This window comes from Streptomyces sp. NPDC052107 (genome assembly GCF_040680215.1).
In the GTDB taxonomy this organism is placed as follows: domain Bacteria; phylum Actinomycetota; class Actinomycetes; order Streptomycetales; family Streptomycetaceae; genus Streptomyces.
Map to the genome: position 1 here is coordinate 345,983 of NZ_JBFAWG010000002.1, position 25,578 is coordinate 371,560.

General features: G+C 70.3%; 22 protein-coding genes and 1 pseudogene. 18 read left to right on the plus strand and 5 right to left on the minus strand.

Going from position 1 to position 25,578, the window contains the following annotated elements; genetic code table 11:
- Positions 1-13: 13 nt before the first annotated feature.
- Positions 14-667, minus strand: coding sequence for an ion channel (locus tag AB0M27_RS03550; RefSeq protein ID WP_365717442.1), 654 nt, complete (start codon positions 665-667; stop codon positions 14-16).
- Between the two features lie 67 nt (positions 668-734).
- Between AB0M27_RS03550 and AB0M27_RS03555 the strand changes: the two genes are divergently transcribed.
- Positions 735-1,292: an HIT domain-containing protein gene (locus tag AB0M27_RS03555; RefSeq protein ID WP_365717444.1), complete on the plus strand. Its 558-nt coding sequence runs from the start codon at positions 735-737 to the stop codon at positions 1,290-1,292.
- Between the two features lie 30 nt (positions 1,293-1,322).
- On the opposite strand, the gene AB0M27_RS03560 is transcribed toward AB0M27_RS03555, so the two are convergent.
- Both AB0M27_RS03560 and AB0M27_RS03565 read right to left on the minus strand, forming a co-directional pair.
- Positions 1,323-2,969 carry a hypothetical protein gene (locus tag AB0M27_RS03560; protein ID WP_365717446.1) on the minus strand — a complete coding sequence of 549 codons (1,647 nt, stop codon included), beginning with the start codon at positions 2,967-2,969 and terminating at the stop codon, positions 1,323-1,325.
- A 210-nt stretch (positions 2,970-3,179) separates the two neighbouring features.
- A complete protein-coding gene (locus AB0M27_RS03565) occupies positions 3,180-5,381 on the minus strand; it encodes an elongation factor G-like protein EF-G2 (RefSeq protein WP_365717448.1) in 2,202 nt (733 codons plus the stop codon).
- A gap of 242 nt (positions 5,382-5,623) precedes the next feature.
- On the opposite strand from AB0M27_RS03565, the pseudogene pgsA reads away from it, so the two are divergent.
- The 15 genes and pseudogenes from pgsA (at position 5,624) to AB0M27_RS03640 (ending at position 21,125) form a co-directional block, all read left to right on the plus strand.
- Positions 5,624-6,347: pseudogene (pgsA, locus tag AB0M27_RS03570) on the plus strand (phosphatidylinositol phosphate synthase).
- The gene (locus tag AB0M27_RS03575; RefSeq protein WP_365717449.1) at positions 6,344-7,249 is read left to right on the plus strand and encodes a phosphatidylinositol mannoside acyltransferase; all 906 of its coding nucleotides are present in this window, start codon (positions 6,344-6,346) and stop codon (positions 7,247-7,249) included. Before pgsA ends, AB0M27_RS03575 begins: the two are co-directional and overlap by 4 nt.
- Entirely contained in the window at positions 7,246-8,409 is a 1,164-nt protein-coding gene (locus AB0M27_RS03580) for a glycosyltransferase family 4 protein (RefSeq protein WP_365717451.1), read from the plus strand. Before AB0M27_RS03575 ends, AB0M27_RS03580 begins: the two co-directional genes overlap by 4 nt.
- A gap of 150 nt (positions 8,410-8,559) precedes the next feature.
- Positions 8,560-9,102, plus strand: a complete 543-nt coding sequence (locus AB0M27_RS03585; RefSeq protein ID WP_365717453.1) for a hypothetical protein — start codon at positions 8,560-8,562, stop codon at positions 9,100-9,102.
- A 125-nt stretch (positions 9,103-9,227) separates the two neighbouring features.
- On the plus strand, positions 9,228-10,133 hold the full coding sequence (gene pdxS, locus AB0M27_RS03590) for a pyridoxal 5'-phosphate synthase lyase subunit PdxS (RefSeq protein WP_069781943.1): 906 nt from the start codon (positions 9,228-9,230) through the stop codon (positions 10,131-10,133).
- Positions 10,134-10,154: 21 nt separating this feature from the next.
- On the plus strand, positions 10,155-10,763 hold the full coding sequence (pdxT, locus tag AB0M27_RS03595; protein WP_365717455.1) for a pyridoxal 5'-phosphate synthase glutaminase subunit PdxT: 609 nt from the start codon (positions 10,155-10,157) through the stop codon (positions 10,761-10,763).
- Between the two features lie 48 nt (positions 10,764-10,811).
- Positions 10,812-11,564 carry a YebC/PmpR family DNA-binding transcriptional regulator gene (locus AB0M27_RS03600; RefSeq protein WP_365717457.1) on the plus strand — a complete coding sequence of 251 codons (753 nt, stop codon included), beginning with the start codon at positions 10,812-10,814 and terminating at the stop codon, positions 11,562-11,564.
- Between the two features lie 125 nt (positions 11,565-11,689).
- Entirely contained in the window at positions 11,690-12,229 is a 540-nt protein-coding gene (ruvC, locus tag AB0M27_RS03605) for a crossover junction endodeoxyribonuclease RuvC (protein WP_365717459.1), read from the plus strand.
- Positions 12,226-12,831, plus strand: coding sequence for a Holliday junction branch migration protein RuvA (gene ruvA / locus AB0M27_RS03610; RefSeq protein WP_365717461.1), 606 nt, complete (start codon positions 12,226-12,228; stop codon positions 12,829-12,831). Before ruvC ends, ruvA begins: the two co-directional genes overlap by 4 nt.
- 25 nt (positions 12,832-12,856) lie before the next feature.
- The gene (gene ruvB, locus AB0M27_RS03615) at positions 12,857-13,939 is read left to right on the plus strand and encodes a Holliday junction branch migration DNA helicase RuvB (protein ID WP_365717463.1); all 1,083 of its coding nucleotides are present in this window, start codon (positions 12,857-12,859) and stop codon (positions 13,937-13,939) included.
- A gap of 189 nt (positions 13,940-14,128) precedes the next feature.
- Positions 14,129-14,632 (plus strand): preprotein translocase subunit YajC, encoded by a 504-nt coding sequence (gene yajC, locus AB0M27_RS03620; RefSeq protein WP_365717465.1) that lies wholly within the window; start codon positions 14,129-14,131, stop codon positions 14,630-14,632.
- A 141-nt stretch (positions 14,633-14,773) separates the two neighbouring features.
- Positions 14,774-16,579: a protein translocase subunit SecD gene (gene secD / locus AB0M27_RS03625; protein WP_365717539.1), complete on the plus strand. Its 1,806-nt coding sequence runs from the start codon at positions 14,774-14,776 to the stop codon at positions 16,577-16,579.
- 3 nt (positions 16,580-16,582) lie between these two features.
- The gene (gene secF / locus AB0M27_RS03630) at positions 16,583-17,686 is read left to right on the plus strand and encodes a protein translocase subunit SecF (RefSeq protein WP_365717467.1); all 1,104 of its coding nucleotides are present in this window, start codon (positions 16,583-16,585) and stop codon (positions 17,684-17,686) included.
- Entirely contained in the window at positions 17,683-18,222 is a 540-nt protein-coding gene (locus tag AB0M27_RS03635) for an adenine phosphoribosyltransferase (protein WP_365717469.1), read from the plus strand. Before secF ends, AB0M27_RS03635 begins: the two co-directional genes overlap by 4 nt.
- Positions 18,223-18,587: 365 nt before the next feature.
- Entirely contained in the window at positions 18,588-21,125 is a 2,538-nt protein-coding gene (locus AB0M27_RS03640) for a bifunctional (p)ppGpp synthetase/guanosine-3',5'-bis(diphosphate) 3'-pyrophosphohydrolase (protein ID WP_365717471.1), read from the plus strand.
- 61 nt (positions 21,126-21,186) lie between these two features.
- Here the strand turns inward: AB0M27_RS03640 and AB0M27_RS03645 are convergent, their stop codons facing one another.
- Complete coding sequence (locus AB0M27_RS03645; RefSeq protein WP_365717473.1) at positions 21,187-22,416, minus strand: DUF349 domain-containing protein; 1,230 nt, start codon at positions 22,414-22,416, stop codon at positions 21,187-21,189.
- 155 nt (positions 22,417-22,571) lie between these two features.
- The gene (locus AB0M27_RS03650) at positions 22,572-23,402 is read right to left on the minus strand and encodes a peptidylprolyl isomerase (RefSeq protein ID WP_365717475.1); all 831 of its coding nucleotides are present in this window, start codon (positions 23,400-23,402) and stop codon (positions 22,572-22,574) included.
- Positions 23,403-23,582: 180 nt separating this feature from the next.
- On the opposite strand from AB0M27_RS03650, the gene AB0M27_RS03655 reads away from it, so the two are divergent.
- Positions 23,583-24,290, plus strand: a complete 708-nt coding sequence (locus tag AB0M27_RS03655) for an MBL fold metallo-hydrolase (protein WP_365717477.1) — start codon at positions 23,583-23,585, stop codon at positions 24,288-24,290.
- Between the two features lie 12 nt (positions 24,291-24,302).
- The gene (gene hisS, locus AB0M27_RS03660) at positions 24,303-25,565 is read left to right on the plus strand and encodes a histidine--tRNA ligase (protein WP_365717479.1); all 1,263 of its coding nucleotides are present in this window, start codon (positions 24,303-24,305) and stop codon (positions 25,563-25,565) included.
- Positions 25,566-25,578 lie beyond the last annotated feature (13 nt).

Genomic DNA, 25,578 nt, shown 5'->3' on the forward strand with positions numbered 1-25,578 from the left:
CCCCCGGGGAGGTTCAGCGCCCCGGGGGCCTTTCGTCTCCATCGCGGGTGAAGGTCTGCATCAGCCAGGACGAGAACGAGCCTGTCACCGCTCCGAGCAGGGCGAGGCCGCCGATCATCATCCCGGTGGCGATCGTCCGGCCCATCGGGGTGACCGGGGTGATGTCCCCGTAGCCGACCGTGGTCAGGGTGGACGCGGCCCACCACACGGCGTCCCCGAACGTACGCATGGTGGCGCCGGGCGCCCCGCGTTCCGCCTGGTAGACCGCGAGGGCACCGGAGAAGCCGAGCAGCAGGGTGGACAGGCCGGCGTAGGAGATCACGCGTGCGTGCAGCGACAGCCGGGGTTGTCCGGCCTTCCGCTGAACGGCGTCGTACAGGGGAACGATCCGCAGCGGGCGCAGCAGCGGCAGGATGACCACCACGGTGTGCAGCATGTGCGTGGGGATGAACCGCAGGCCCTGTCCGCTGAGCCGCCAGCGCACCACGTAGTCCGCGGCGAACAGCAACCAGAGGCTCAGGATCACGAACAAGCACACGACATGCCAGAAGGCGGGCATACGCGTGGCCAGAACATGCGTGGCATAGGCGGCCAGGAAGACCAGCGACGCCACGAAGAGGGGGATCTCGGTGCGCTGCGCCCAGCGCACCGAACGGCTTTCGTCCACCGGCCAAGCTTGGCCGGTGCCCTTCTTCCTGTCGCCCCGGCGACACGCCGCGAATGGGCGAAGCCATATGCTGCCTAGCATGACGAGTGAGCCGGAGCAGCAGATCGGAGTGGGGACGCAGGACGCGTTCCAGCGCCTGTGGACGCCCCACCGGATGGCCTACATCCAGGGCGAGAACAAGCCGACCGGTCCGGGGGCCGACGACGGCTGCCCCTTCTGCACGATCCCGGCCAAGTCCGACGAGGACGGACTGATCGTCCGGCGCGGTGAGCACGTCTACGCCGTACTCAACCTCTACCCGTACAACGGTGGCCATCTGATGACGGTCCCCTACCGCCATGTCGCCGACTACACGGACCTGTCCGGTCCGGAGACCGCGGAGCTCGCCGAGCTGACCAAGCAGGCGATGACCGCCCTGCGCACCGCGTCCGGCGCGCACGGGTTCAACATCGGCATGAACCAGGGCACGGTCGCGGGCGCCGGCATCGCCGCCCACCTGCACCAGCACATCGTCCCGCGCTGGGGCGGCGACACGAACTTCATGCCGGTGGTCGGCCACACGAAGGTGCTGCCGCAGCTGCTGGCCGACACCAGGAAGATGCTGGCGGAGGCCTGGCCGGCATAGGCCCCGGGTGCCCTCGGCAGAGGACACCGCTCACGCGTCGTACAGGTCGGCCTTCTTCGGTGTCGGGTCCTGGACCTGGCCGCTGAGGAAGGACGAGCGCGTGCCGAACTTGTCCGTGTCCACGCCGTTCTCCTCCAGCACCCTGATCGCCGCCGAGTGCACGACCCGGAGCACCGGCGTGGCCGCGCGCAGGGCGTCGTCGGCCATGAAGCGGTGCCGCCAGGGCTGGTCGGCCCAGGCGTGCCGCAGACCGAACGGCTCGGGCAGGACGAGCGAGCCGCCGAGCCAGTTGAGCACCGGCGGGTACCAGGTCAGCGGGGCGCGCGCGGCCAGCCGTACCACCTCGTCGGTGGTGACCAGCGGCAGCATGATCTTCCTGGTCTCCCAGGGCTTGAGGGACTTGGAGACCTCCTTGCTCGGCGGCTCCGGTTTGGAGGTGAACAGCGGGTTCACCGGTCCCAGCGCATGACCGGTCACCTCGATGCGCAGCGTCTCGTGCAGCACCGTCACCGTGATCAGCATGGTGAGCACCAGCTGCCCGTCCCACAGCGTCCACTGCACACCCAGATAGTGCCGGTCGCCGCTGCCGAACTGCTGCTTGTTGCAGATCTCCTGTATCGCGTGCGGCTTGACCTGGAAGGCCTCGACGTCGCTGCCCTCGGGCCGGGACACCGCCGTGGCCTTCTCGCCGATCGGCGTGACGATCCAGTGCTTGACGGACGGCTTGGGGAACCCGCCGGTGTTCAGCGGGCCGCGCTCCAGCAGGGCGAGCTGGTCGTGGATCGCGCGGATGACGTCCCAGCTGCGGAAGGGGTGGATCTCCCGGGCCGGGTCGGCGGGCACCAGGTCCTCGGCGAGCTGCCAGGCGCCCCAGCGGGTGCCCATGCCGAGTATGCCCTTGGGGCCGGCGTAGAAGACCGAGTTCGACTGCTGCTCGGCGCTGAGCCGGGCCAGTGACTGGCGCAGCTCCTCGGCCGCGGTCTGGCCCGGGCTCCGCGGCACGGCCTCGGGAACCTTCGCGCCGACGCTGGTGCCCGACAGCAGCCCGTCCCAGCGGGCCCGCAGATCCTTGGCCGTGCGCTCGCAGATCCGTTTGGCCCAGAACCAGCCGAGCACGGGGAGCACGACGCACGCCCGCGCGTACCACGCCCAGAAGCCGCTGAACGGCATCCTGATCAGGAACAGCGCGGCGAGCACGCCGACACCGAGGAGCAGGGCGGTGGCGAGCGCACCCACCCGTTTGTCCTCCCGCTTGGCGACGAACGTGCGCAGTTGGAAGACGAGCAGCCAGACGAGCAGCCCGGGCAGGAAGAGCACTCCGCACAGGACCGTCACGGCGGTCAGGCGGTTGTCACGCTCCCGGCGGATGTTGTTGGCCGCGAGGCAGTGCTCCACGACGAACTGGGGCTCGGAGCCGAAGGACTGGATGAGCGGCTTGCGGCCGGGAGCGAGCATCCGGGCGACCACGGCCCGCGAGAACGCCTCACCGAGATTGGGCCTCAGCAGTGCGATCCTGCCGGGCTTGAGTGTCGACTCGTGCCACTCGTTGTCGGCCTTCTTGATCTCCTCCATCGGGCTGTCCCGGTACGCCGCGGAGGCCAGCGCGGAGGTCGCCGCCTGCCCCTCGTCGCCCGAGACGGGCACCTGGGGTCCGTCCCACTCCGTTCCCAACGACATTCCCGCCCCCATCGCCGCCGGTGTCGCTTCTGCGGCCTTCCCGACTTCCCTGCCCCGCACACCTGTTGAACAGGCCGTCGCGTCGATTACCCGTCACAACCGGACGACTGCCGCACGACCCGATCACGTGATCAGCGTATCCGCCGCCACCGACAACCGGCGGGCGGACGGCCGAAGCCGCCCGCCCACAAACCCAGCGACGGCACTGAACTAGCCGTTGTCACCTGCCTGTTCGCGGATCCGTTCGGCGATCTGCGGCGGCATCGGCTCGTGCCGGGCGTAGGAGCGGTCGAACCGTGCCGTGCCGTGCGACAGCGAGCGCAGATCGACGGCGTACCGTCCGATCTCGAACTCGGGCACCTCGGCCTTGATCACGGTCCGCCCGGAACCCACCTGCTCGGTGCCGAGCACCCGGCCGCGCCGGCTGGACAGATCGCTCATCACGGCGCCCACGTAGTCGTCGCCGACCAGCACGGACACCTCGGCCACCGGCTCCAGCAGATGGATCCGCGTGTCGGCCGCGGCCTCGCGCAGCGCCAGCGCGCCCGCGGTCTGGAAGGCGGCGTCGGAGGAGTCCACCGAGTGCGCCTTGCCGTCCAGCAGCGTGACCCGCACGTCCACCAGCGGATAACCGGCGGCGACGCCCTTGGCGGCCTGCGCCCGCACGCCCTTCTCCACGGACGGGATGAACTGGCGCGGTACGGCGCCGCCGACCACCTTGTCCACGAACTCGATGCCCGAGCCGCCCGGCAGCGGCTCCACCTCGATCTCGCAGATGGCGTACTGCCCGTGCCCGCCGGACTGCTTCACATGCCGCCCGCGCCCGGAGGCCTTGTTCGCGAACGTCTCCCGCAGGGAGACCTTGTGCGGGACGACGTCGACCTGGACGCCGTAGCGACTGCGCAGCCGTTCCAGGGCGACGTCCGCGTGGGCCTCGCCCAGGCACCACAGGACCACCTGGTGGGTGTCCTGGTTCTGCTCCAGACGCATCGTCGGGTCCTCGGCCACCAGCCGGGACAGGCCCTGTGAGAGCTTGTCCTCGTCCGCCTTGCTGTGCGCCTGGATGGCGAGCGGCAGCAGCGGGTCGGGCATCCGCCAGGGCTCCATCAGGAGCGGGTCGTCCTTCCCGGAGAGGGTGTCCCCGGTCTCGGCCCGGCCGAGCTTGGCCACGCACACCAGATCGCCGGCGACGGCGTGCGTCACCGGGCGCTGCTGCTTGCCGAAGGGCATGGACAGCGCGCCGACCTTCTCGTCGACGTCGTGGTCCTCGTGGCCGCGGTCGGCCAGCCCGTGCCCGGAGACGTGCACCGTCTGGTCGGGGCGCAGGGTGCCGGAGAAGACGCGCACCAGGGAGACCCGGCCGACGTAGGGGTCGGAGGAGGTCTTGACCACCTCGGCGACCAGCGGGCCGCCGGTGTCGCACGGCTTCAGCTCGCGCGCCTTGCCGTCGATGGTGGTGACCTCGGGCATCGGGTGCTCGAACGGGGTCGGGAACCCGCCGGTGACCAGCTCCAGTACCTCGACCGTGCCGAGGCCCTGTTTGGCGCCGTCGGCGGCGGGGGCGGCCGCCAGGACGGGGAAGAACGAGCCGCGGGCGACGGCCCGCTCCAGGTCCTGGATCAGCGTCTTGACGTCGACCTGCTCGCCGCCGAGATAGCGGTCCATGAGGGTCTCGTCCTCGCTCTCGGCGATGATCCCCTCGATGAGCCGGTTGCGGGCCTCCTCGAGGTTCGGCAACTGGTCCTCGCCGGGCTCGGACTCCTTGCGCTCCCCGGTCGAGTAGTCGAACAGCTTCTGCGACAGCAGCCCGACGAGCCCGGTCACGGGCGCGTGCCCGTCGGGACCCTCGGGGCCGCGCAGCGGCAGATACAGCGGCAGCACGGCATCGGGGTCGTCGCCGCCGAAGGCCTCCGCGCAGATCCGGGTCATCTCCTCGAAGTCGGCGCGGGCCGCCTCCAGGTGGGTGACCACGATCGCGCGCGGCATGCCGACGGCCGCGCACTCCTCCCAGACCATCCGGGTGGAGCCGTCCACGCCGTCCGAGGCCGAGACGACGAAAAGGGCCGCGTCCGCGGCGCGCAGACCGGCCCTGAGCTCCCCGACGAAGTCGGCGTATCCGGGGGTGTCGAGCACGTTGATCTTGATGCCGTCCCATTCGACCGGCACCAGGGAGAGCTGCACGGAGCGCTGCTGCCGGTGCTCGATCTCGTCGTAGTCCGAGACGGTGCCGCCGTCTTCCTTGCGGCCCGCCCGGTTCACCGCCCCCGCGGCCAGCGCGAGGGCCTCCACGAGGGTCGTCTTGCCCGAACCGGAGTGGCCGACCAGCACCACGTTCCGTACGGATGCGGGCTGGTCGGCCTCCAGAGCCCTGCCGGCGGCCCCGGGGTGGTGCGTCTGAGTCTTGTCGCCCATGATCCTGCCTCCCGTGCACGGTGAGGTCACTGTGGGCGCGGACACGCGGGACCCGCGTGCACTGGCGGCTCCGGCGTCGCCCGCGGTTATTCGAGCTTTCCACTCCCGTCACGCTGCGTCCATACGAACGACAACCGCGCATGCCGATCGCGCCACGCGCGCCCCGCGCACGGCGGCGCGCACCGGGTCGCGCGACGGGCCGCGGGTGGCCCGCCCGCCACGCGCACGCGCGCGTGGCTACGATGGGCCAGCCGGCGGCCACCAGGGGCCGCGGCGACACCGACCGTCGGGAAGGCCATGCTGAACAAGTACGCGCGTGCATTCTTCACGCGTGTCCTCACGCCGTTCGCCGCGTTTCTCATCCGCCGGGGCGTGAGCCCCGACACGGTCACGCTCATCGGGACGGCCGGAGTGGTCGCGGGCGCGCTGGTCTTCTACCCCCGGGGCGAGTTCTTCTGGGGCACGGTCGTGATCACCCTGTTCGTCTTCTCCGACCTGGTCGACGGCAACATGGCCCGCCAGCTGGGCCGCTCCAGCCGCTGGGGCGCCTTCCTGGACTCCACCCTCGACCGGGTCGCCGACGGCGCGATCTTCGGCGGCTTCGCGCTCTGGTACGCGGGCAACGGAAACAACAACGTCCTGTGCGCCGTGTCGATCTTCTGCCTGGCCAGCGGCCAGGTGGTGTCGTACACCAAGGCGCGCGGCGAGTCGATCGGGCTGCCGGTCGCCGTCAACGGTCTGGTCGAACGCGCCGAGCGCCTGGTCATCTCGCTGGTCGCGGCCGGTTTCGCGGGCCTGCACACGTTCGGTGTGCCGGGCATCCAGTGGCTGCTGCCGATCGCCCTGTGGATCGTCGCCGTCGGCAGCCTCGTCACGCTGATCCAGCGGGTCGTCACCGTCCGCCGCGAGTCCGCCGAGGCCGAGGCCGAAGCGGCCCGGCAGAGCCCCAGTGAGGCCGCGAAATGAGCGCCGCGGAACGGTTCACCGACGGCCTGTACGGGCTCGGCTGGGGCACCGTGAAGAAGCTCCCCGAACCGGTCGCGGTCCGGCTCGGGCAGACCATCGCCGACCTCGTCTGGAAGCAGCGCGGCAAGGGCGTGCTGCGGCTGGAGGGCAACTACGCCCGCGTGGTGCCCGACGCCGGCCCGGAGCGCCTGCGCGAGCTGTCGCGCGCGGGGATGCGCTCGTACCTGCGCTACTGGATGGAGTCCTTCCGGCTGCCGGCCTGGAGCCGCGAGCGGGTGAAGTCGGGCTTCGACCCCAAGGACATACATTTCCTGACCGACGGGCTGGCCGCCGGCGGCGTGATCCTGGCCCTGCCGCACATGGCCAACTACGACCTGGCCGGCGCCTGGGTCACCACCAAGCTGGAGACTCCGTTCACGACGGTCGCCGAGCGGCTCAAGCCCGAGACGCTGTACGACCGTTTCGTCGCCTACCGCGAGGGCCTCGGCATGGAGGTCCTGCCGCACAGTGGCGGCTCCGCCTTCGGCACCCTGGCCCGCAGGCTGCGCGAGGGCGGCCTGGTCTGCCTGGTCGCCGACCGGGACCTGTCCGCCTCCGGCGTCGAGGTCGACTTCTTCGGCGAGAAGACCCGGATGCCCGCGGGCCCGGCCCTGCTCGCCCAGCAGACCGGCGCGCTGCTGCTCCCGGTCACGCTCTGGTACGACGACTCGCCCGTCATGCAGGGGCAGGTTCATCCCCCGATCGAGGTACCCGAGTCAGGTGGCCGGGCCGAGAAGACGTCTGTCATGACACAGGCGCTGGCCGACGCCTTCGCCACCGGGATCGCCGACCATCCGGAGGACTGGCACATGCTGCAGCGGCTGTGGCTCGCCGACCTCGACCCCGCGAAGGGACCCTCGTGAGAATCGGGATCGTCTGCCCGTACTCCTGGGACGTGCCCGGTGGCGTCCAGTTCCACATCCGCGACCTCGCCGAGTACTTCCTCCGCCTCGGCCACGAGGTGTCCGTGCTCGCCCCGGCCGACGACGACACCCCGCTGCCGCCGTACGTCGTCTCGGCCGGCCGCGCCGTCCCGGTGCCGTACAACGGCTCGGTGGCCCGCCTCAACTTCGGCTTCCTTTCGGCCGCGCGGGTGCGGCGCTGGCTGCACGAGGGCGCCTTCGACGTGGTCCACATCCACGAGCCGACCTCGCCCTCGCTGGGCCTGCTGACCTGCTGGGCGGCCTCCGGCCCGATCGTGGCCACCTTCCACACCTCCAACCCCCGCTCGCGCGCGATGATCGCCGCGTACGCCATCCTCCAGGCGGCCCTGGAGAAGATCAGCGCGCGGATCGCGGTCAGCGAGTACGCCCGCCGGACGCTGGTCGAGCACCTGGGCGGGGACGCGGTGGTCATCCCCAACGGCGTCGACGTGGACTTCTTCGCCAAGGCCGACCCGAACCCCGCTTGGCAGGGCGACACCATCGGTTTCATCGGCCGTATCGACGAGCCCCGCAAGGGCCTGCCGGTCCTCATGAAGGCCCTGCCGAAGATCCTGGCCGCCCGCCCGCAGACCCGCCTCCTGGTCGCCGGCCGGGGAGACGAGGAGGCGGCCGTGGAGGAGCTCCCGAAGGAGCTACGCGCGCGTGTGGAGTTCCTCGGCATGATCAGTGACGAGGACAAGGCGCGCTTTCTGCGCAGCGTCGACGTGTACGTGGCGCCCAACACCGGCGGCGAGAGCTTCGGCATCATCCTCGTCGAGGCGATGTCGGCGGGCGCCCCCGTGCTCGCCTCCAACCTGGACGCCTTCGTACAGGTCCTCGACCAGGGCGAGGCGGGCGAGCTGTTCGCCAACGAGAACGCCGACGCGCTCGCCGACGCCGCCGTACGCCTCCTGGAGAACCCCGCCCGCCGCACGGAACTGCGTGAACGCGGCAGCGCCCATGTACGGCGCTTCGACTGGTCGACGGTCGGCGCGGACATCCTGTCCGTCTACGAGACCGTGACGGCAGGCGCGGCAGCGGTCGCGGCGGACGAACGCACCACAGGGCTCCGGGCACGCTTCGGGCTCGCGCGGGACTGAGGCCCGGTACGACGTCGGGCCGGCGCCGGACCGCCCTCAGCGGCAGCGACGGCCCCGGGGCCGGTCCCGCGTCAGCGACGGGCCGCTGGAGGGCCCCGTGGGGTGCCGACGGCTTCGAGCCCGGGGACGGCGGCCCGATAGCCTTCCGGCGTGACCGCAACCCTCATCTGGATCCTTGTCGCGCTCGTCGCGATCGGCGTGTACCTGAGCTGGACGGCCGGGCGGCTGGACCGGCTGCATGTGCGGATGGACGCCGCGCGGGCCGCGCTCGACGCGCAGTTGCTGCGCCGGGCCTCCGTCGCGCAGGAACTGGCCACCTCCGGCGTGCTGGACCCGGCAGCCTCGATCGTGCTGTACGAGGCAGCGCACGCCGCCCGGCAGGCCGAGGAGGAGCAGAGGGAGGTCGCCGAGAGCGAGCTGAGCCAGGCGCTGCGCGCGGTCTTCGAGGCTCCGGCGCAGGTGGAGGCTGTCAGGGACGCCCCAGGAGGGGAGGAGGCGGCGCGTGAGCTGGCCGAGGCGGTACGCCGGGTCCCGATGGCCCGCCGCTTCCACAACGACGCCGTGGGAGCCGCACGCAGGCTCCGCGAGCACCGCAAGGTCCGCTGGTTCCGGCTGGCCGGCCACGCCCCGTTCCCGCTGGCCTTCGAGATGGACGACGAGCCTCCCGCGGCCCTGGTGGAGCGGGTCTCCTGAACCCCGGGGGAACCCTCCCTGGACGAAAAGGATCCACCGGCTTGCCATTGGCCCTTGCTGTGGCCTGGTCCACTCGCGTTTCCTCGGTGAAGCATCAACCACCTTTCACATCAGTGAGGTCACCCGTGTCCACCATCGAGAACCAGGCTCCCGAGACCGGCACCGCCCGCGTGAAGCGCGGTATGGCCGAGCAGCTCAAGGGCGGCGTGATCATGGACGTCGTCACGCCGGAGCAGGCGAAGATCGCCGAGGACGCGGGCGCCGTCGCCGTCATGGCCCTGGAGCGGGTCCCGGCCGACATCCGCAAGGACGGCGGCGTGGCCCGTATGTCCGACCCGGACATGATCGAGGGCATCATCGACGCCGTCTCGATCCCGGTCATGGCCAAGTCCCGCATCGGCCACTTCGTCGAGGCCCAGGTGCTGCAGTCCCTCGGCGTCGACTACATCGACGAGTCCGAGGTCCTGACCCCGGCCGACGAGGTCAACCACTCCGACAAGTGGGCCTTCACCACCCCGTTCGTGTGTGGCGCCACCAACCTGGGCGAGGCCCTGCGCCGCATCGCCGAGGGCGCCGCGATGATCCGCTCCAAGGGCGAGGCCGGCACCGGCAACGTCGTCGAGGCCGTCCGCCACCTGCGCCAGATCAAGAACGAGATCGCCAAGCTGCGCGGCTTCGACAACCACGAGCTGTACGCCGCCGCCAAGGAGCTGCGCGCCCCGTACGAGCTGGTCAAGGAGGTCGCCGAGCTGGGCAAGCTCCCGGTGGTCCTCTTCTCGGCCGGTGGCGTCGCCACCCCGGCCGACGCGGCCCTGATGCGTCAGCTCGGCGCCGAGGGCGTCTTCGTCGGCTCCGGCATCTTCAAGTCCGGCGACCCGGCCAAGCGCGCCGCCGCCATCGTGAAGGCCACCACCTTCTACGACGACCCGAAGATCATCGCGGACGCGTCCCGCAACCTCGGCGAGGCCATGGTCGGCATCAACTGCGACACCCTCCCCGAGACCGAGCGCTACGCGAACCGCGGCTGGTAAGAACCGAGGAACTGCACCTACATGACTGACGCACCCGTCATAGGCGTCCTGGCCCTCCAGGGCGACGTACGGGAGCACCTCATCGCCCTGGCCGCGGCCGACGCCGTGGCCAGGCCGGTGCGGCGCCCCGAGGAACTCGCCGAGGTCGACGGCCTCGTCCTGCCCGGCGGCGAGTCCACCACCATCTCCAAGCTGGCCGTCCTCTTCGGCGTGATGGAGCCCCTCCGCGCGCGCGTGGCCGAGGGCATGCCCGTCTACGGCACGTGCGCCGGCATGATCATGCTCGCCGACAAGATCCTCGACCCGCGCTCGGGCCAGGAGACCATCGGCGGCATCGACATGATCGTGCGCCGCAACGCCTTCGGCCGGCAGAACGAGTCGTTCGAGGCCGCGGTCGACGTGAAGGGCGTCACAGGCGATCCTGTGGAGGGCGTCTTCATCCGCGCCCCCTGGGTGGAATCCGTGGGCGCCAAGGCCGAGGTGCTCGCCGAGCACGACGGCCACATCGTCGCCGTCCGCCAGGGCAACGCGCTCGCCACGTCGTTCCACCCGGAACTCACCGGCGACCACCGCGTGCACTCCCTGTTCGTCGACATGGTGCGCGCCAACCGAGCGCCGGAGTCCTTGTAGGATCTCTGACGTTCGTACAGAGATTGGTTACGCGAAGGAGACAGGCAGATGTCCGGCCACTCTAAATGGGCCACGACGAAGCACAAGAAGGCCGTGATCGATGCCAAGCGCGGCAAGCTCTTCGCGAAGCTGATCAAGAACATCGAGGTCGCGGCCCGCATGGGCGGCGTCGATCTCGACGGCAACCCGACGCTCTACGACGCCGTCCAGAAGGCGAAGAAGCAGTCGGTGCCGAACAAGAACATCGACTCCGCGATCAAGCGCGGTGGCGGTCTCGAGGCCGGCGGCGCCGACTACGAGACGATCATGTACGAGGGTTACGGCCCCAGCGGCGTCGCGGTGCTCATCGAGTGCCTCACCGACAACCGCAACCGCGCCGCCTCGGACGTCCGCGTGGCCATGACCCGCAACGGCGGCTCCATGGCCGACCCGGGCTCGGTGTCGTACCTGTTCAACCGCAAGGGCGTGGTCATCGTTCCCAAGGGCGAGCTGACCGAGGACGACGTGCTCGGCGCCGTCCTGGACGCGGGTGCCGAGGAAGTCAACGACCTCGGCGAGAACTTCGAGGTCATCAGCGAGGCCACCGACCTGGTCGCGGTCCGCACCGCCCTCCAGGAGGCGGGCATCGACTACGAGTCCGCCGAGGCCAACTTCGTCCCGACCATGCAGGTCGAGCTGGACGAGGAGGGCGCCAAGAAGATCTTCAAGCTGATCGACGCGCTCGAGGACAGTGACGACGTGCAGAACGTCTTCGCCAACTTCGACGTCAGCGACGAGATCATGGAGAAGGTCGACGCGTAACGCCGCGCGGGTTCAGCGGATTTCCGGCGGGCCGGTGGGACACGTCCCACCGGCCCGCCGTCATTGTCACCGGCACCCGATAGCCTGCACAAACAGGTGATCGAGCCGGCGAAGGGAGGGGCCCGGTGCGGGTACTGGGGGTGGACCCGGGGCTGACGCGCTGCGGTGTCGGCGTCGTCGAGGGGGTCGCGGGCCGCCCGCTCACCATGCTCGGCGTCGGTGTCGTGCGCACGCCCGTGGACGCCGATCTCAGCCACCGCCTCCTCGCCGTCGAGCAGGGCATCGAGCACTGGCTGGACGAGCACCGGCCCGAGTTCGTCGCCGTCGAACGCGTCTTCAGCCAGCACAACGTGCGCACGGTGATGGGCACCGCCCAGGCCAGCGCCGTGGCCATGCTGTGCGCCGCCCGGCGCGGCATCCCCGTCGCCCTGCACACCCCGAGCGAGGTCAAGGCGGCCGTCACCGGCTCCGGACGCGCCGACAAGGCACAGGTCGGCGCCATGATCACCCGTCTGCTCCGGCTCTCCGCGCCACCGAAGCCGGCCGACGCCGCCGACGCCCTCGCGCTCGCCATCTGCCACATCTGGCGCGCCCCCGCCCAGACCCGGCTCCAGCAGGCGGTCGCCCGCCACACAGTCAACGCAACGAAAGGCCGTACGGCATGATCGCCTTCGTCAGCGGCACGGTCGCCGCGCTCGCCCCCGACGCCGCGGTCGTCGAGGTCGGCGGCGTGGGCATGGCCGTCCAGTGCACGCCCAACACGCTGTCCACGCTCCGCATGGGCCAGCCCGCCAAGCTGCACACCTCGCTCGTCGTCCGCGAGGACTCGCTGACCCTGTACGGCTTCGCCGACGACGACGAACGACAGGTCTTCGAGCTGCTGCAGACCGCGAGCGGTGTCGGCCCGCGCCTGGCCCAGGCCATGCTCGCCGTGCACACCCCGGACGCGCTGCGCCGCGCCGTCGCCACCGGTGACGAGAAGGCCCTCACCGCCGTCCCCGGCATCGGCAAGAAGGGCGCGCAGAAGCTGCTGCTGGAGCTGAAGGACCGGCTCGGCGAGCCCGTCGGCGCCCCCGCGATCGGCGCCCCGGTCACCCAGGGCTGGCGCGACCAGCTGCACGCGGCCCTCATCGGCCTCGGCTACGCCACCCGCGAGGCCGACGAGGCCGTCGCCGCGGTGGCGCCCCAGGCCGAGGCCGCCGACGGCACACCGCAGGTCGGACAGCTGCTGAGGGCCGCCCTGCAGACCCTGAACCGCGCCCGCTGACCCCACGACGATCGAGGCACATTCCATGAACTGGGACGACACCACCGACACCTCCGCCCCCGAGCGGCTCGTCGGTGCGTCCGCCGACCGGGACGACCAGGCCGTCGAGGCCGCGCTGCGCCCCAAGGACCTCGGCGAGTTCATCGGCCAGGAGAAGGTCCGCGAACAGCTCGACCTCGTCCTGCGGGCCGCACGCGCGCGTGGCGCCACCGCCGACCATGTGCTGCTCTCCGGCGCGCCCGGCCTCGGCAAGACCACGCTGTCGATGATCATCGCCGCCGAGATGGGCGCCCCCATCCGTATCACCTCCGGCCCCGCCATCCAGCACGCCGGCGACCTCGCCGCGATCCTCTCCTCCCTCCAGGAGGGCGAGGTCCTCTTCCTGGACGAGATCCACCGCATGTCCCGGCCCGCCGAGGAGATGCTGTACATGGCGATGGAGGACTTCCGCGTCGACGTCATCGTCGGCAAGGGCCCCGGCGCCACCGCGATCCCGCTCGAACTGCCCCCGTTCACCCTGGTCGGCGCCACCACCCGCGCTGGCCTGCTGCCGCCCCCGCTGCGCGACCGCTTCGGCTTCACCGCGCACATGGAGTTCTACGAGCCCCACGAACTCGAGCGGGTCGTGCACCGCTCGGCGAACCTGCTGGACGTCGAGATCGAGCCGGACGGCGCCGCCGAGATCGCCGGCCGCTCCCGCGGCACCCCCCGCATCGCCAACCGCCTGCTGCGCCGCGTCCGCGACTATGCGCAGGTCAAGGCGGACGGCCTGATCACCCGCGAGATCGCCGCGGCCGCCCTCGCCGTCTACGAGGTCGACCCGCGCGGCCTCGACCGACTCGACCGCGCCGTCCTGGAGGCCCTGCTGAAACTCTTCGGCGGCGGCCCGGTCGGCCTGTCCACGCTCGCCGTCGCGGTGGGGGAGGAGCGGGAGACCGTCGAGGAGGTCGCCGAACCGTTCCTCGTCCGGGAGGGCCTGCTCGCCCGCACCCCGCGCGGCCGGGTCGCCACCCCGGCCGCCTGGGAGCACCTCGGTCTGACCCCGCCCCGCTCGGCGAGCGGGGGAGCGACCCGCGGAAACGGACAACAGGACTTGTTCGGGACCTGACGGCGCGATGATGTCCTGGTGGCGGCGAGGACATTGGCCCGGTCAGGAACTCAGGTGCCATGCTGAGCGTTGTTCCATGCACGCGGACTCGCTTAGACTCCGCCGATGCCGCCTTTGTGGGCGGCGCCGACCCACACCCCCATCAACAGGCCGCTCTCCGTCGCGGTCGCGCGAAGGAAACCCCGTCCCGTGAATGCCTTTACCCTTCTCCCCTTCATCGTGCTCATCGCGGCCATGTTCCTGATGACGCGCTCGGCCAAGAAGAAGCAGCAGCAGGCCGCCACTATGCGGAACGAGATGCAGCCCGGCTCCGGTGTCCGCACGATCGGGGGAATGTACGCGACGGTCAAGGAGGTCAACGAGGACACCGTCCTCCTCGACGCCGGCCCGGGCGTCGAGCTCCTCTTCGCCAAGAACGCGATCGGCGCCGTCCTCACCGACGACGAGTACAACCGCATCGTTCACGGCATCGAGCACGACCTGAAGTCCGACGCCGACATCGTCCCGGACGACGCCTCCTCCCTCACCGAGACCGACGAGTCCGACTCGCCCGCTGCCGCCGCCTCCGACGACAAGGCCGTCGATCTCGGTAAGAAGGACGCCGACGAGGACGGCACCGACCCGGCCGTGGCCGCCGAGGCCAAGGCGGAGGACGAGCCGAAGAAGACCGACGGCGACACCGACGCGAAGTAGTCACGCCCCGGTGGTGCGCTGCGCGGAATGATCGCGCCCCGCGCACCACCGGGCGTCTGTTTCCCGCACGGAACAGCCCGACACCATGTCATGGCCGACCGCGCCGACCGCGTGGGGCGGCCCGAGAGGGAGTACGAGAAGGTGGCAGCACCTAAGAGGGGCCGGAGCGCGAGCGCCCAGAGCAAGCCAGGGCGCTCGCTGGCCCTCATCCTGATCGCCATCGTGGCGCTCACCGGAGGCATGTTCCTGTCCGGGAACAAAACTCCGCGTCTCGGCATCGACCTCGCCGGTGGCACGAGCATCACGCTCAAGGCGAAGGCCGACCAGGGGTCTGTGGTCAACAAGGCCAACATGGACACCGCGGTCGACATCATGAACCGCCGTGTCAACGGCCTCGGCGTCTCCGAGGCGGAGGTGCAGACCCAGGGGACCGACAACATCATCGTCAACATCCCCAAGGGCACCAATTCCAAGGAGGCCCAGCAGCAGGTCGGCACCACCGCCAAGCTGTACTTCCGCCCGGTCCTGGCCACCGAGCCCAGCGGTGGCGCCGCGCAGAGCCCGTCGCCGAGCGCGTCCCCCAGCGGCAGCTCCTCGACGAAGCCGAGCACGAGTCCCTCCGCCTCTTCCTCCTCCAAGGAGAAGGCGTCCTCGTCCTCCACCTCCACCGCGTCCCCCACGGCCTCGGCGACATCCCAGGGCCGCGCCGTCACCGACGCGCTGAAGGCCGGCTCCACCCCCACGCCGAGCGCGTCCGCCTCCGGCAGCACCAAGCCGTCGTCCACCCCGTCGGCGACCCCCTCGGCCTCCTCCAGCGCCGGTACCACCGCTGCCAAGCTCCAGGCCCAGTACGCCGCCCTGGACTGCTCCAAGCCCGCCGAGCGGGCCAAGGTGGGAGGCGCCTCGAAGCCCGGTGAGCCCACGGTGGCCTGCGGCCAGATCCACAAGGTCTGGTACAAGTACGTGCTCGGCCCGGCCGCCGTCGACGGCACCGAGGTGAAGAAGGCGCAGGCCGTCTTCGACACCCAGGGCGCCTCCGGCTGGCAGGTCCAGATGACCTTCAGCAGCAGCGGCGCCAAGAAGTTCGCCGACATCACGGGCCAGCTGGCGAAGAACCAGTCCCCGCAGAACGAGTTCGGCATCGTCCTGGACGGCGAGGTCGTCTCCAGCCCGTTCGTGCAGGGGGCCATCACCGGCGGCCAGGCGGAGATCTCCGGCAGCTTCACGCAGCAGGACGCCCAGAGCCTCGCCAACATGCTGTCGTACGGCGCCCTGCCGCTGTCCTTCCAGGAGCAGTCCGTCACCACCGTCACCGCCGCGCTCGGCGGTGAGCAGCTGCACGCCGGCCTGCTCGCCGGCGCGATCGGCCTGGCCCTGGTCGTGATCTACCTGGTCGTCTACTACCGGGGCCTGTCGGTCGTCGCCATGGCCTCGCTGCTGGTGTCCGCGATCCTCACCTACGTGATCATGTCGCTGCTCGGCCCGGCCATCGGCTTCGCGCTGAACCTGCCGGCCGTCTGCGGTGCCATCGTCGCCATCGGTATCACCGCGGACTCGTTCATCGTCTACTTCGAACGCATCCGGGACGAGATCCGCGAGGGCCGCTCGCTGCGCCCCGCCGTCGAGCGGGCCTGGCCGCGCGCCCGGCGCACCATCCTGGTCTCCGACTTCGTGTCGTTCCTCGCCGCCGCCGTCCTGTTCATCGTGACCGTCGGCAAGGTCCAGGGCTTCGCGTTCACGCTCGGCCTGACCACCGTGCTCGACGTGGTCGTCGTCTTCCTGTTCACCAAGCCGCTGATGACGCTCCTCGCCCGCCGCAAGTTCTTCGCGAGCGGCCACAAGTGGTCCGGCCTCGACCCGAAGAGCCTGGGTGCCAAGCCGCCGCTGCGCCGCACCCGCCGTCCCGCCGGCCCCGCCGCCGGCTCTGTCGACCCGAAGGAGGCCTGAGCGATGTCGAAACTGGGCAACCTCGGCGCTCGACTGCACCGCGGCGAGATCTCGTACGACTTCGTCGGCAAGCGCAAGATCTGGTACGGCGTCTCCATCCTGATCACCATCACGGCCATCGTCGGCCTGGCGGTGCGCGGGCTGAACATGGGCATCGAGTTCAAGGGCGGCGCGGTCTTCACCACGCCGACCCACATGAGCACCTCGGTGACCCAGGCGGAGAACTACGCCAAGGACGCCTCCGGCCACGAGGCGATCGTGCAGAAGCTCGGCAACGGCAGCCTGCGCATCCAGATCGCCGGTATCGACACCGGCCAGTCCGACAAGATCAAGCAGGAGCTGGCCAAGGACCTGAACCTCAACCCCGAGAAGCTCGCCGCCGACCTGGTCGGCCCGAGCTGGGGCCAGCAGATCGCCAACAAGGCCTGGGAGGGCCTGGGCATCTTCATGGTGCTCGTCGTGATCTACCTGGCCATCGCCTTCGAGTGGCGCATGGCCGTCGCGGCCCTGGTCGCGCTGATCCACGACATCACGATCACGACCGGTATCTACGCCCTCGTCGGTTTCGAGGTCACGCCCGGTACGGTCATCGGTCTGCTGACGATCCTCGGTTACTCGCTCTACGACACGGTCGTCGTCTTCGACAGCCTCAAGGAGCAGACGAAGGACATCACCAAGCAGAGCCGCTGGACGTACAGCGATATCGCCAACCGGTCGATCAACGGCACCCTGGTCCGTTCCATCAACACCACGGTCGTCGCCCTGCTGCCGGTCGCGGGCCTGCTGTTCATCGGCGGTGGCTTCCTCGGCGCCGGCACGCTGAACGACATCTCGCTGTCGCTGTTCGTCGGCCTCGCGGCCGGTGCCTACTCGTCGATCTTCATCGCCACGCCGCTCGTCGCCGACCTCAAGGAGCGCGAGCCGGCGATGAAGGCCCTCACCAAGCGGGTCCTGGCCAAACGTGCCCAGGCCGCCGCCGAGGAGGACCTCGCCGCGGACCGCGCCGACGACGACTCCGCCGATGCGGCCCCCGCCGTCGTGGGCCCCCGCAACCAGCCCGCGTCCCGCGGCCGGGGCCGCGGCCGACCCTCCGGGAAGCGCCGATGACCGACATCCAGGAGTTGCTCCTCAGCCGCATCCGTGACGTCGCCGACTACCCCGAGCCGGGCGTGATGTTCAAGGACATCACCCCGCTCCTGGCGGACCCGGCCGCGTTCACGGCGCTGACCGACACGCTGGCCGAGATCGCCACGAACACCGGCGCGACCAAGATCGTCGGTCTGGAGGCCCGGGGCTTCATCCTGGGCGCCCCGGTCGCCGTCCGCGCGGGCCTCGGCTTCATTCCGGTCCGCAAGGCGGGCAAGCTGCCCGGAGCGACGCTGCGCCAGGCGTACGACCTGGAGTACGGCTCGGCCGAGATCGAGGTGCACGCGGAGGACCTGGCCTCCGGTGACCGGGTGCTGATCGTGGACGACGTCCTCGCCACGGGCGGTACGGCCGAGGCGGCGATCCAGCTGATCCAGCGCGCCGGTGCGGACGTCTCCGGCCTCGCGGTGCTGATGGAGCTGGGCTTCCTGGGCGGCCGTGCCCGGCTGGAGCCGGCGCTGGACGGGGCGCCGCTGGAGGCGCTGCTTCAGGTCTGAGCGGGTTGTTGCACAAGCGGCCTCGGCTTCGCCGTAGGCCGCTTCGTGTTTCCCACGCGCACCACCGGTGCGGCTCTCGTCGTCGGGTGCGGGTGGCCCCGGTGGGTGGTGCTCGCCGTCGGCGGCCGCAGGTACATGGTCGGCCACCGGCCGGAGCCACCTGCGGCCCGAGGCCACCCCCATGACAGCTCCCGCACGCCCCCGAATCACCCGGAATCCACCTCACGGAATCCGGCGGAAGTCCCCCGCGTTGCACAGGTGGACGGTCCTCACTTCCGCCTGAAGGCGATGACCAGCCGCAGGATCGCTACCATGGGGTCTCCGGAGCCTGACCGGGGGACCCGGATCGCGCACGAGGAGTCCTCTTGCCAGACGAGGCCCAGCACCTGACCGCCGCAAAGCCCGAGTCCGCCTCGGCCGCCGCGGCGAAGCCCGCGCCGCACGTGTCCCACGCGAAGAACGACACCCGCGGGCCGATCGAGCACGCCCAGTCCGCGCCCGTCGAGAAGGCTGCCGAGGCCTCGCGTCCCAAGCCCGCCCCGCCCGAGCGTCCGGCCCAGCCGCCCGTGGTGCGCCCGCCCGTCGTCCAGCCCGGCCGCACCGGCTCCTCCAACCGCGTCCGCGCCCGCCTGGCCCGCCTCGGGGTGCAGCGCGCGAACCCCTACAACCCGGTTCTCGAACCGCTGCTGCGGATAGTGCGCAGCAATGATCCGAAGATCGAGAACTCGACTCTGCGGCAGATCGAGCGCGCCTATCAGGTCGCCGAGCGCTGGCACCGCGGGCAGAAGCGCAAGAGCGGCGACCCGTACATCACGCATCCGCTCGCCGTGACCACCATCCTCGCCGAGCTGGGCATGGACCCCGCCACGCTCATGGCGGGGCTGCTGCACGACACCGTCGAGGACACCGAGTACGGCCTGGACCAGCTGCGCCGCGACTTCGGCGACACCGTCGCCCTGCTCGTCGACGGCGTCACCAAGCTGGACAAGGTCAAGTTCGGCGAGGCCGCCCAGGCCGAGACGGTGCGCAAGATGGTCGTGGCGATGGCCAAGGACCCGCGCGTCCTGGTCATCAAGCTCGCCGACCGCCTGCACAACATGCGCACCATGCGCTACTTGAAGCGTGAGAAGCAGGAGAAGAAGGCGCGGGAGACGCTGGAGATCTACGCGCCGCTCGCCCACCGGCTGGGCATGAACACCATCAAGTGGGAGCTGGAGGACCTCGCGTTCGCGATCCTCTACCCCAAGATGTACGACGAGATCGTCCGGCTGGTGGCCGAAAGGGCACCGAAGCGTGACGAATACCTGGCCATAGTGACCGACGAGGTCCAGGCCGACCTGCGCGCCGCTCGCATCAAGGCGACCGTCACCGGCCGCCCGAAGCACTACTACAGCGTCTACCAGAAGATGATCGTGCGGGGTCGCGACTTCGCCGAGATCTACGACCTGGTCGGCATTCGTGTACTTGTCGACACGGTCCGCGACTGCTACGCCGCCCTCGGCACCGTGCACGCGCGATGGAACCCGGTCCCCGGCCGGTTCAAGGACTACATCGCGATGCCCAAGTTCAACATGTACCAGTCGCTGCACACGACGGTCATCGGGCCCAACGGCAAGCCGGTCGAGCTGCAGATCCGCACCTTCGACATGCACCGCCGCGCCGAGTACGGCATCGCCGCGCACTGGAAGTACAAGCAGGAGGCCGTCGCCGGCGCCTCCAAGGTTCGTACGGACGCGCCCCGGACGTCCGCGAAGGACAAGGACGCCATCAACGACATGGCGTGGCTGCGGCAGCTGCTGGACTGGCAGAAGGAGACCGAGGACCCGGGCGAGTTCCTGGAGTCCCTGCGCTTCGATCTGTCCCGCAACGAGGTCTTCGTCTTCACCCCCAAGGGCGATGTCATCGCCCTGCCCGCGGGCGCCACACCCGTCGACTTCGCCTACGCCGTCCACACCGAGGTCGGCCACCGCACCATAGGGGCGCGGGTAAACGGCAGGCTCGTACCGCTCGAATCGACCCTGGACAACGGCGACTTGGTGGAGGTCTTCACCTCCAAGGCGCCCGGCGCCGGACCGTCCCGCGACTGGCTCGGCTTCGTCAAGTCGCCCCGGGCGCGCAACAAGATCCGGGCCTGGTTCTCCAAGGAGCGCCGGGACGAGGCGATCGAGCAGGGCAAGGACGCGATCGTACGGGCGATGCGCAAGCAGAACCTGCCCATCCAGCGCATCCTCACCGGCGACTCCCTCGTCACGCTCGCGCACGAGATGCGCTATTCGGACATCTCCGCGCTGTACGCCGCGATCGGCGAGGGCCATGTCTCCGCACAGCACATCGTGCAGAAGCTCGTGCAGGCCCTCGGCGGCGAGGAGGCCGCCACCGAGGAGATCGACGAGGCGGTCCCGCCGTCCCGCAGCCGTGGCCGCAAGCGCCGCTCCAGCGCCGACCCCGGCGTCGTGGTGAAGGGCGTCGACGACGTGTGGGTCAAGCTGGCCCGCTGCTGCACGCCCGTCCCCGGCGACCCGATCATCGGCTTCGTCACGCGGGGCAGCGGCGTATCGGTTCACCGCAGCGACTGCGTCAACGTCGAGTCGCTCTCCCGCGAGCCCGAGCGCATCCTCGACGTCGAGTGGGCGCCCACCCAGTCCTCGGTCTTCCTGGTCGCCATCCAGGTCGAGGCGCTGGACCGCTCCCGCCTGCTGTCGGACGTCACCCGCGTCCTGTCCGACCAGCACGTCAACATCCTCTCGGCGGCCGTCCAGACCTCCCGCGACCGCGTGGCCACCTCCCGGTTCACCTTCGAGATGGGCGACCCCAAGCACCTCGGTCACGTCCTGAAGGCCGTACGGGGCGTGGAGGGCGTGTACGACGTGTACCGCGTGACCTCGGGACGCTCCCGGTCGTAAGCAGCCATGTGAAAGGCCCCGTACGCGCCGTACGGGGCCTTTCATCACGTGAGCCAGGGGATCAGCCGCCGAACTCCTGCAGGCCCTTCAGAGCCTGGTCCAGGAGCGCCTGGCGGCCCTCCAGCTCGCGCTCCAGCTTGTCGGCCTTGGAGTTGTTGCCCTGGGCACGCGCCTGGTCGATCTGCGCCCTCAGCTTGTCGACGGCGGCCTGCAGCTGACCGGTCAGACCCTCGGCACGCGCGCGTGCCTCCGGGTTCGTCCGGCGCCACTCGGCCTCCTCGGCGTCCTGGATCGCCCGCTCGACCGCGTGCATCCGGCCCTCGATCTTCGGACGCGCGTCCCGCGGGACATGGCCGATGGCCTCCCAGCGCTCGTTGATCGAGCGGAAGGCGGCCCGCGCGGACTTCAGGTCGCCGATCGGCAGGAGCTTCTCGGCCTCCTCGGCCAGCTCCTCCTTCAGCTTCAGGTTCTCCGCCTGTTCCGCGTCCCGCTCGGCGAACACCGAGCTGCGGGCGGCGAAGAACACGTCCTGGGCGCCCCGGAAGCGGTTCCACAGGTCGTCCTCGTGCTCGCGCTGGGCGCGGCCCGCGGCCTTCCACTCCGCCATCAGCTCGCGGTAACGGGCCGCCGTCGGACCCCAGTCCGTCGAACCCGACAGCGCCTCGGCCTCGGCGACCAGCCGTTCCTTGGTCCGGCGGGCCTCCTCGCGCTGGGCGTCCAGCTGCGCGAAGTGCGCCTTGCGCCGCTTGGAGAACGCCGACCGGGCGTGCGAGAAGCGATGCCACAGCTCGTCGTCGGACTTGCGGTCCAGACGCGGCAGACCCTTCCAGGTGTCCACCAGCGCCCGCAGCCGCTCGCCGGCGGCCCGCCACTGGTCGGACTGCGCCAGCTGCTCCGCCTCGGTGACCAGGTCCTCCTTGGCCTTGCGGGCCTCGTCGGACTGCTTGGCCCGCTGCTGCTTGCGCTCCTCGCGGCGGGCCTCGACGGTCGCCACCAGCTTGTCCAGCCGCTTCCGCAGCGTGTCCAGGTCACCGACCGCGTGGTGGGCGTCCACCTGCTCGCGCAGGTGCGCGATCGCGGCCTGGGCGTCCTTCGCCGACAGGTCGGTGGTCTGTACTCGCTTCTCGAGGAGGCCGATCTCGACAACCAGGCCCTCGTACTTGCGCTCGAAGTAGGACAGCGCCTCCTCGGGGGAGCCGGCCGCCCAGGAGCCGACGACCTGCTCGCCGTCGGCCGTACGCACGTACACGGTCCCCGTCTCGTCGACGCGGCCCCACGGGTCGCTGCTCACAGCGCCTCCTCCACATGATGCCTGCGGGGGGCCTCAGCACCCCCGGGCATCGTCCACAGTTTCGTCACGGCCAACATAGGCGACCAGCGGGTTGCCTGTCCGCATCCAGCGCGACCGAAATTCCGCTGTTGGCCGTCTTGGTCTCCAGGTCGGCGTCAGGACTTCGTCACCGTCGCCTTGTTGATCACCACGGTCGCGTTGGGAGCGGTGTTGCCGGAGGTCGGATCGGCCGCCTGGGCACCCGCGGCGGCGATCTTCTGCAGCACCTTCATGCCCGCGTCCGACACCGTGCCGAACGGTGTGTAGCTGGGCGGCAACGGGCTGTCCTTGTAGACCAGGAAGAACTGGCTGCCGCCGGTGTGCTTCTGACCGGTGTTGGCCATCGCCACCGTGCCCGCCGGGTACGTGTTGGCCTTCAGGCTCTTGTCCTTCAGGTTCTCGTCCGGAAGCGTGTAGCCCGGTCCGCCCATGCCGGTGCCCTGCGGGTCGCCGCACTGGAGCACGTAGATGCCGGTCGTGGTCAGGCGGTGGCACTTGGTGTGGTCGAAGTAGCCCTTGCCCGCCAGGAAGTTGAACGAGTTCACGGTGTGCGGGGCCGCCGCCGTCTTCAGCGCGACGTCGATGTCACCGCACGTCGTGGCGAGCTTCATCGAGTACTTCGCCGACGTGTCGATCGTCATCGCCGGCTCCTTCTTCCAGCTCATCTTCTCGACCGAGCCGGCCGCCGGCTTCGCGCAGGGGTCCGGGGCCTTGCTGGTCGGTGTGGCGCTGGGCGTGACGTCCGCGGCGGCGTTGGCCTTCTTGTCGTCGCCCTTCAGCACTCCGGTCGTGTAGAGCGTGACACTGCCGATCACGATGACGCCCAGTACGGACGCGATGACGGAGTTGCGCACATTGGCCTTGCGGCGTGCCTGGGTACGCCGCTGCTGCTGCCGCAAGAACTTCTCCCGGGCGAGCTGACGCCGCCGCTGCTCCTGGCTGACCACCGGGTTCTCTCCTCATGGGTGTCGATGAGTGTCGTGTGCCGACCGGTACGCGTGCGTGCTCGTGAGCCGACCGCTGTGTGTAGCCCCGTACCGTATATGGGTTCGCTGAGGAAACGGCAGCGCCGGTAGGCTCTGGACCACAGCTTGTGGTCACCCGTATCGACACAACGAAGGACGATCGTGCTCATTGCCGGGTTCCCCGCCGGGGCCTGGGGGACGAACTGTTATCTCGTCGCCCCCGCCGCCGGTGAGGAGTGCGTGATCATCGACCCTGGCCACCAGGCCGCCGAAGGCGTCGAGGAAGCACTGAAGAAGCATCGGCTCAAGCCCGTCGCCGTCGTCCTCACCCACGGGCACATCGATCACGTGGCCTCGGTCGTCCCGGTCTGCGGCGCGCACGACGTGCCGGCCTGGATCCACCCCGAGGACCGGTACATGATGACCGACCCCGAGAAGTCGCTCGGCCGGTCCATCGGAATGCCCCTGATGGGCGAGCTGACCGTGGGGGAGCCGGACGACGTCCGCGAGCTCGCGAACGGCACCACCCTCGAACTGGCCGGTCTGGAGTTCTCCGTCGCGCACGCGCCGGGCCATACCAAGGGGTCGGTGACCTTCCGGATGCCCGAGACCGCCGACATCCCGTCGGTGTTCTTCTCCGGGGATCTGCTGTTCGCCGGCTCCATCGGACGCACCGACCTGCCGGGCGGATCCATGGCGGACATGCTCGAGTCGCTGGCCCGTGTGTGCCTGCCGCTCGACGACTCCACCGTGGTGCTGTCCGGTCACGGCCCCCAGACGACCATCGGCCAGGAGCGCGCCACCAACCCCTATCTGCGGCAGTTGGCGGCCGGCCAGGGAGCCTCCGCGGCTCCCCGACGAGGAATGTGACGAGAGAATTCCGTGAGCACTTTCAAGGCCCCCAAGGGCACGTACGACCTGATCCCGCCGGACAGCGCGAAGTTCCTCGCCGTGCGCGAGGCGATCGCCGCGCCGCTCAGGAGCTCCGGCTACGGCTACATCGAGACGCCCGGTTTCGAGAACGTGGAGCTGTTCGCGCGTGGCGTCGGTGAGTCCACCGACATCGTGACGAAGGAGATGTACGTCTTCGAGACGAAGGGCGGTGACAGGCTGGCCCTGCGCCCGGAGACGACCGCACCCGTGCTGCGCGCGGTCCTCGAGGCCAACCTGTACAAGACGGGCAATCTCCCGGTGAAGGTCTGGTACTCGGGCTCGCAGTACCGCTACGAGCGCCCGCAGAAGGGCCGCTACCGGCACTTCTCCCAGGTCGGCGCCGAGGCGATCGGCGCGGAGGATCCGGCGCTGGACGCGGAGCTGATCATCCTCGCGGACCAGGCGTACCGCTCGCTGGGCCTGCGCGACTTCCGGATCCTGCTGAACAGCCTGGGCGACAAGGAGTGCCGCCCGGTGTACCGGGCCGCGCTGCAGGACTTCCTGCGCGGCCTGGACCTGGACGAGGACACCCGCAGCCGTGTCGACATCAACCCGCTCCGGGTCCTCGACGACAAGCGCGAGTCGGTCCAGAAGCAGCTGACCGGCGCGCCGCTCCTCCGCGACTACCTGTGCGACGCCTGCAAGGCGTACCACGAGGAGGTCCGTGAGCTGATCACCGCGGCGGGCGTCTCCTTCGAGGACGACCCGAAGCTGGTGCGCGGCCTGGACTACTACACCCGTACCACCTTCGAGTTCGTGCACGACGGCCTGGGCTCGCAGTCCGCGGTGGGCGGCGGCGGCCGCTACGACGGACTGTCCGAGATGATCGGCGGCCCCGCGCTGCCGTCGGTCGGCTGGGCCCTCGGTGTCGACCGCACGGTCCTCGCCCTGGAGGCGGAGGGCGTGGAGCTGGACCTGCCGTCCACGACGTCGGTGTACGCCGTCCCGCTCGGCGAGGAGGCCCGCCGGGTGCTGTTCGCGAAGGTCACCGAACTGCGCAAGGTCGGCATCTCGGCGGACTTCGCGTACGGCGGCAAGGGCCTGAAGGGCGCCATGAAGAACGCCAACCGCAGCGGCGCCCGCTACACGCTCGTGGCCGGCGAACGCGACCTCGCCGAGGGCGTCGTCCAGCTCAAGGACATGGACTCCGGCGAGCAGACGGCGATCGGTGTCAACGAGATCGTGGCGGAACTGGAGTCCCGGCTCGGCTGAGTCGCGCGACGAC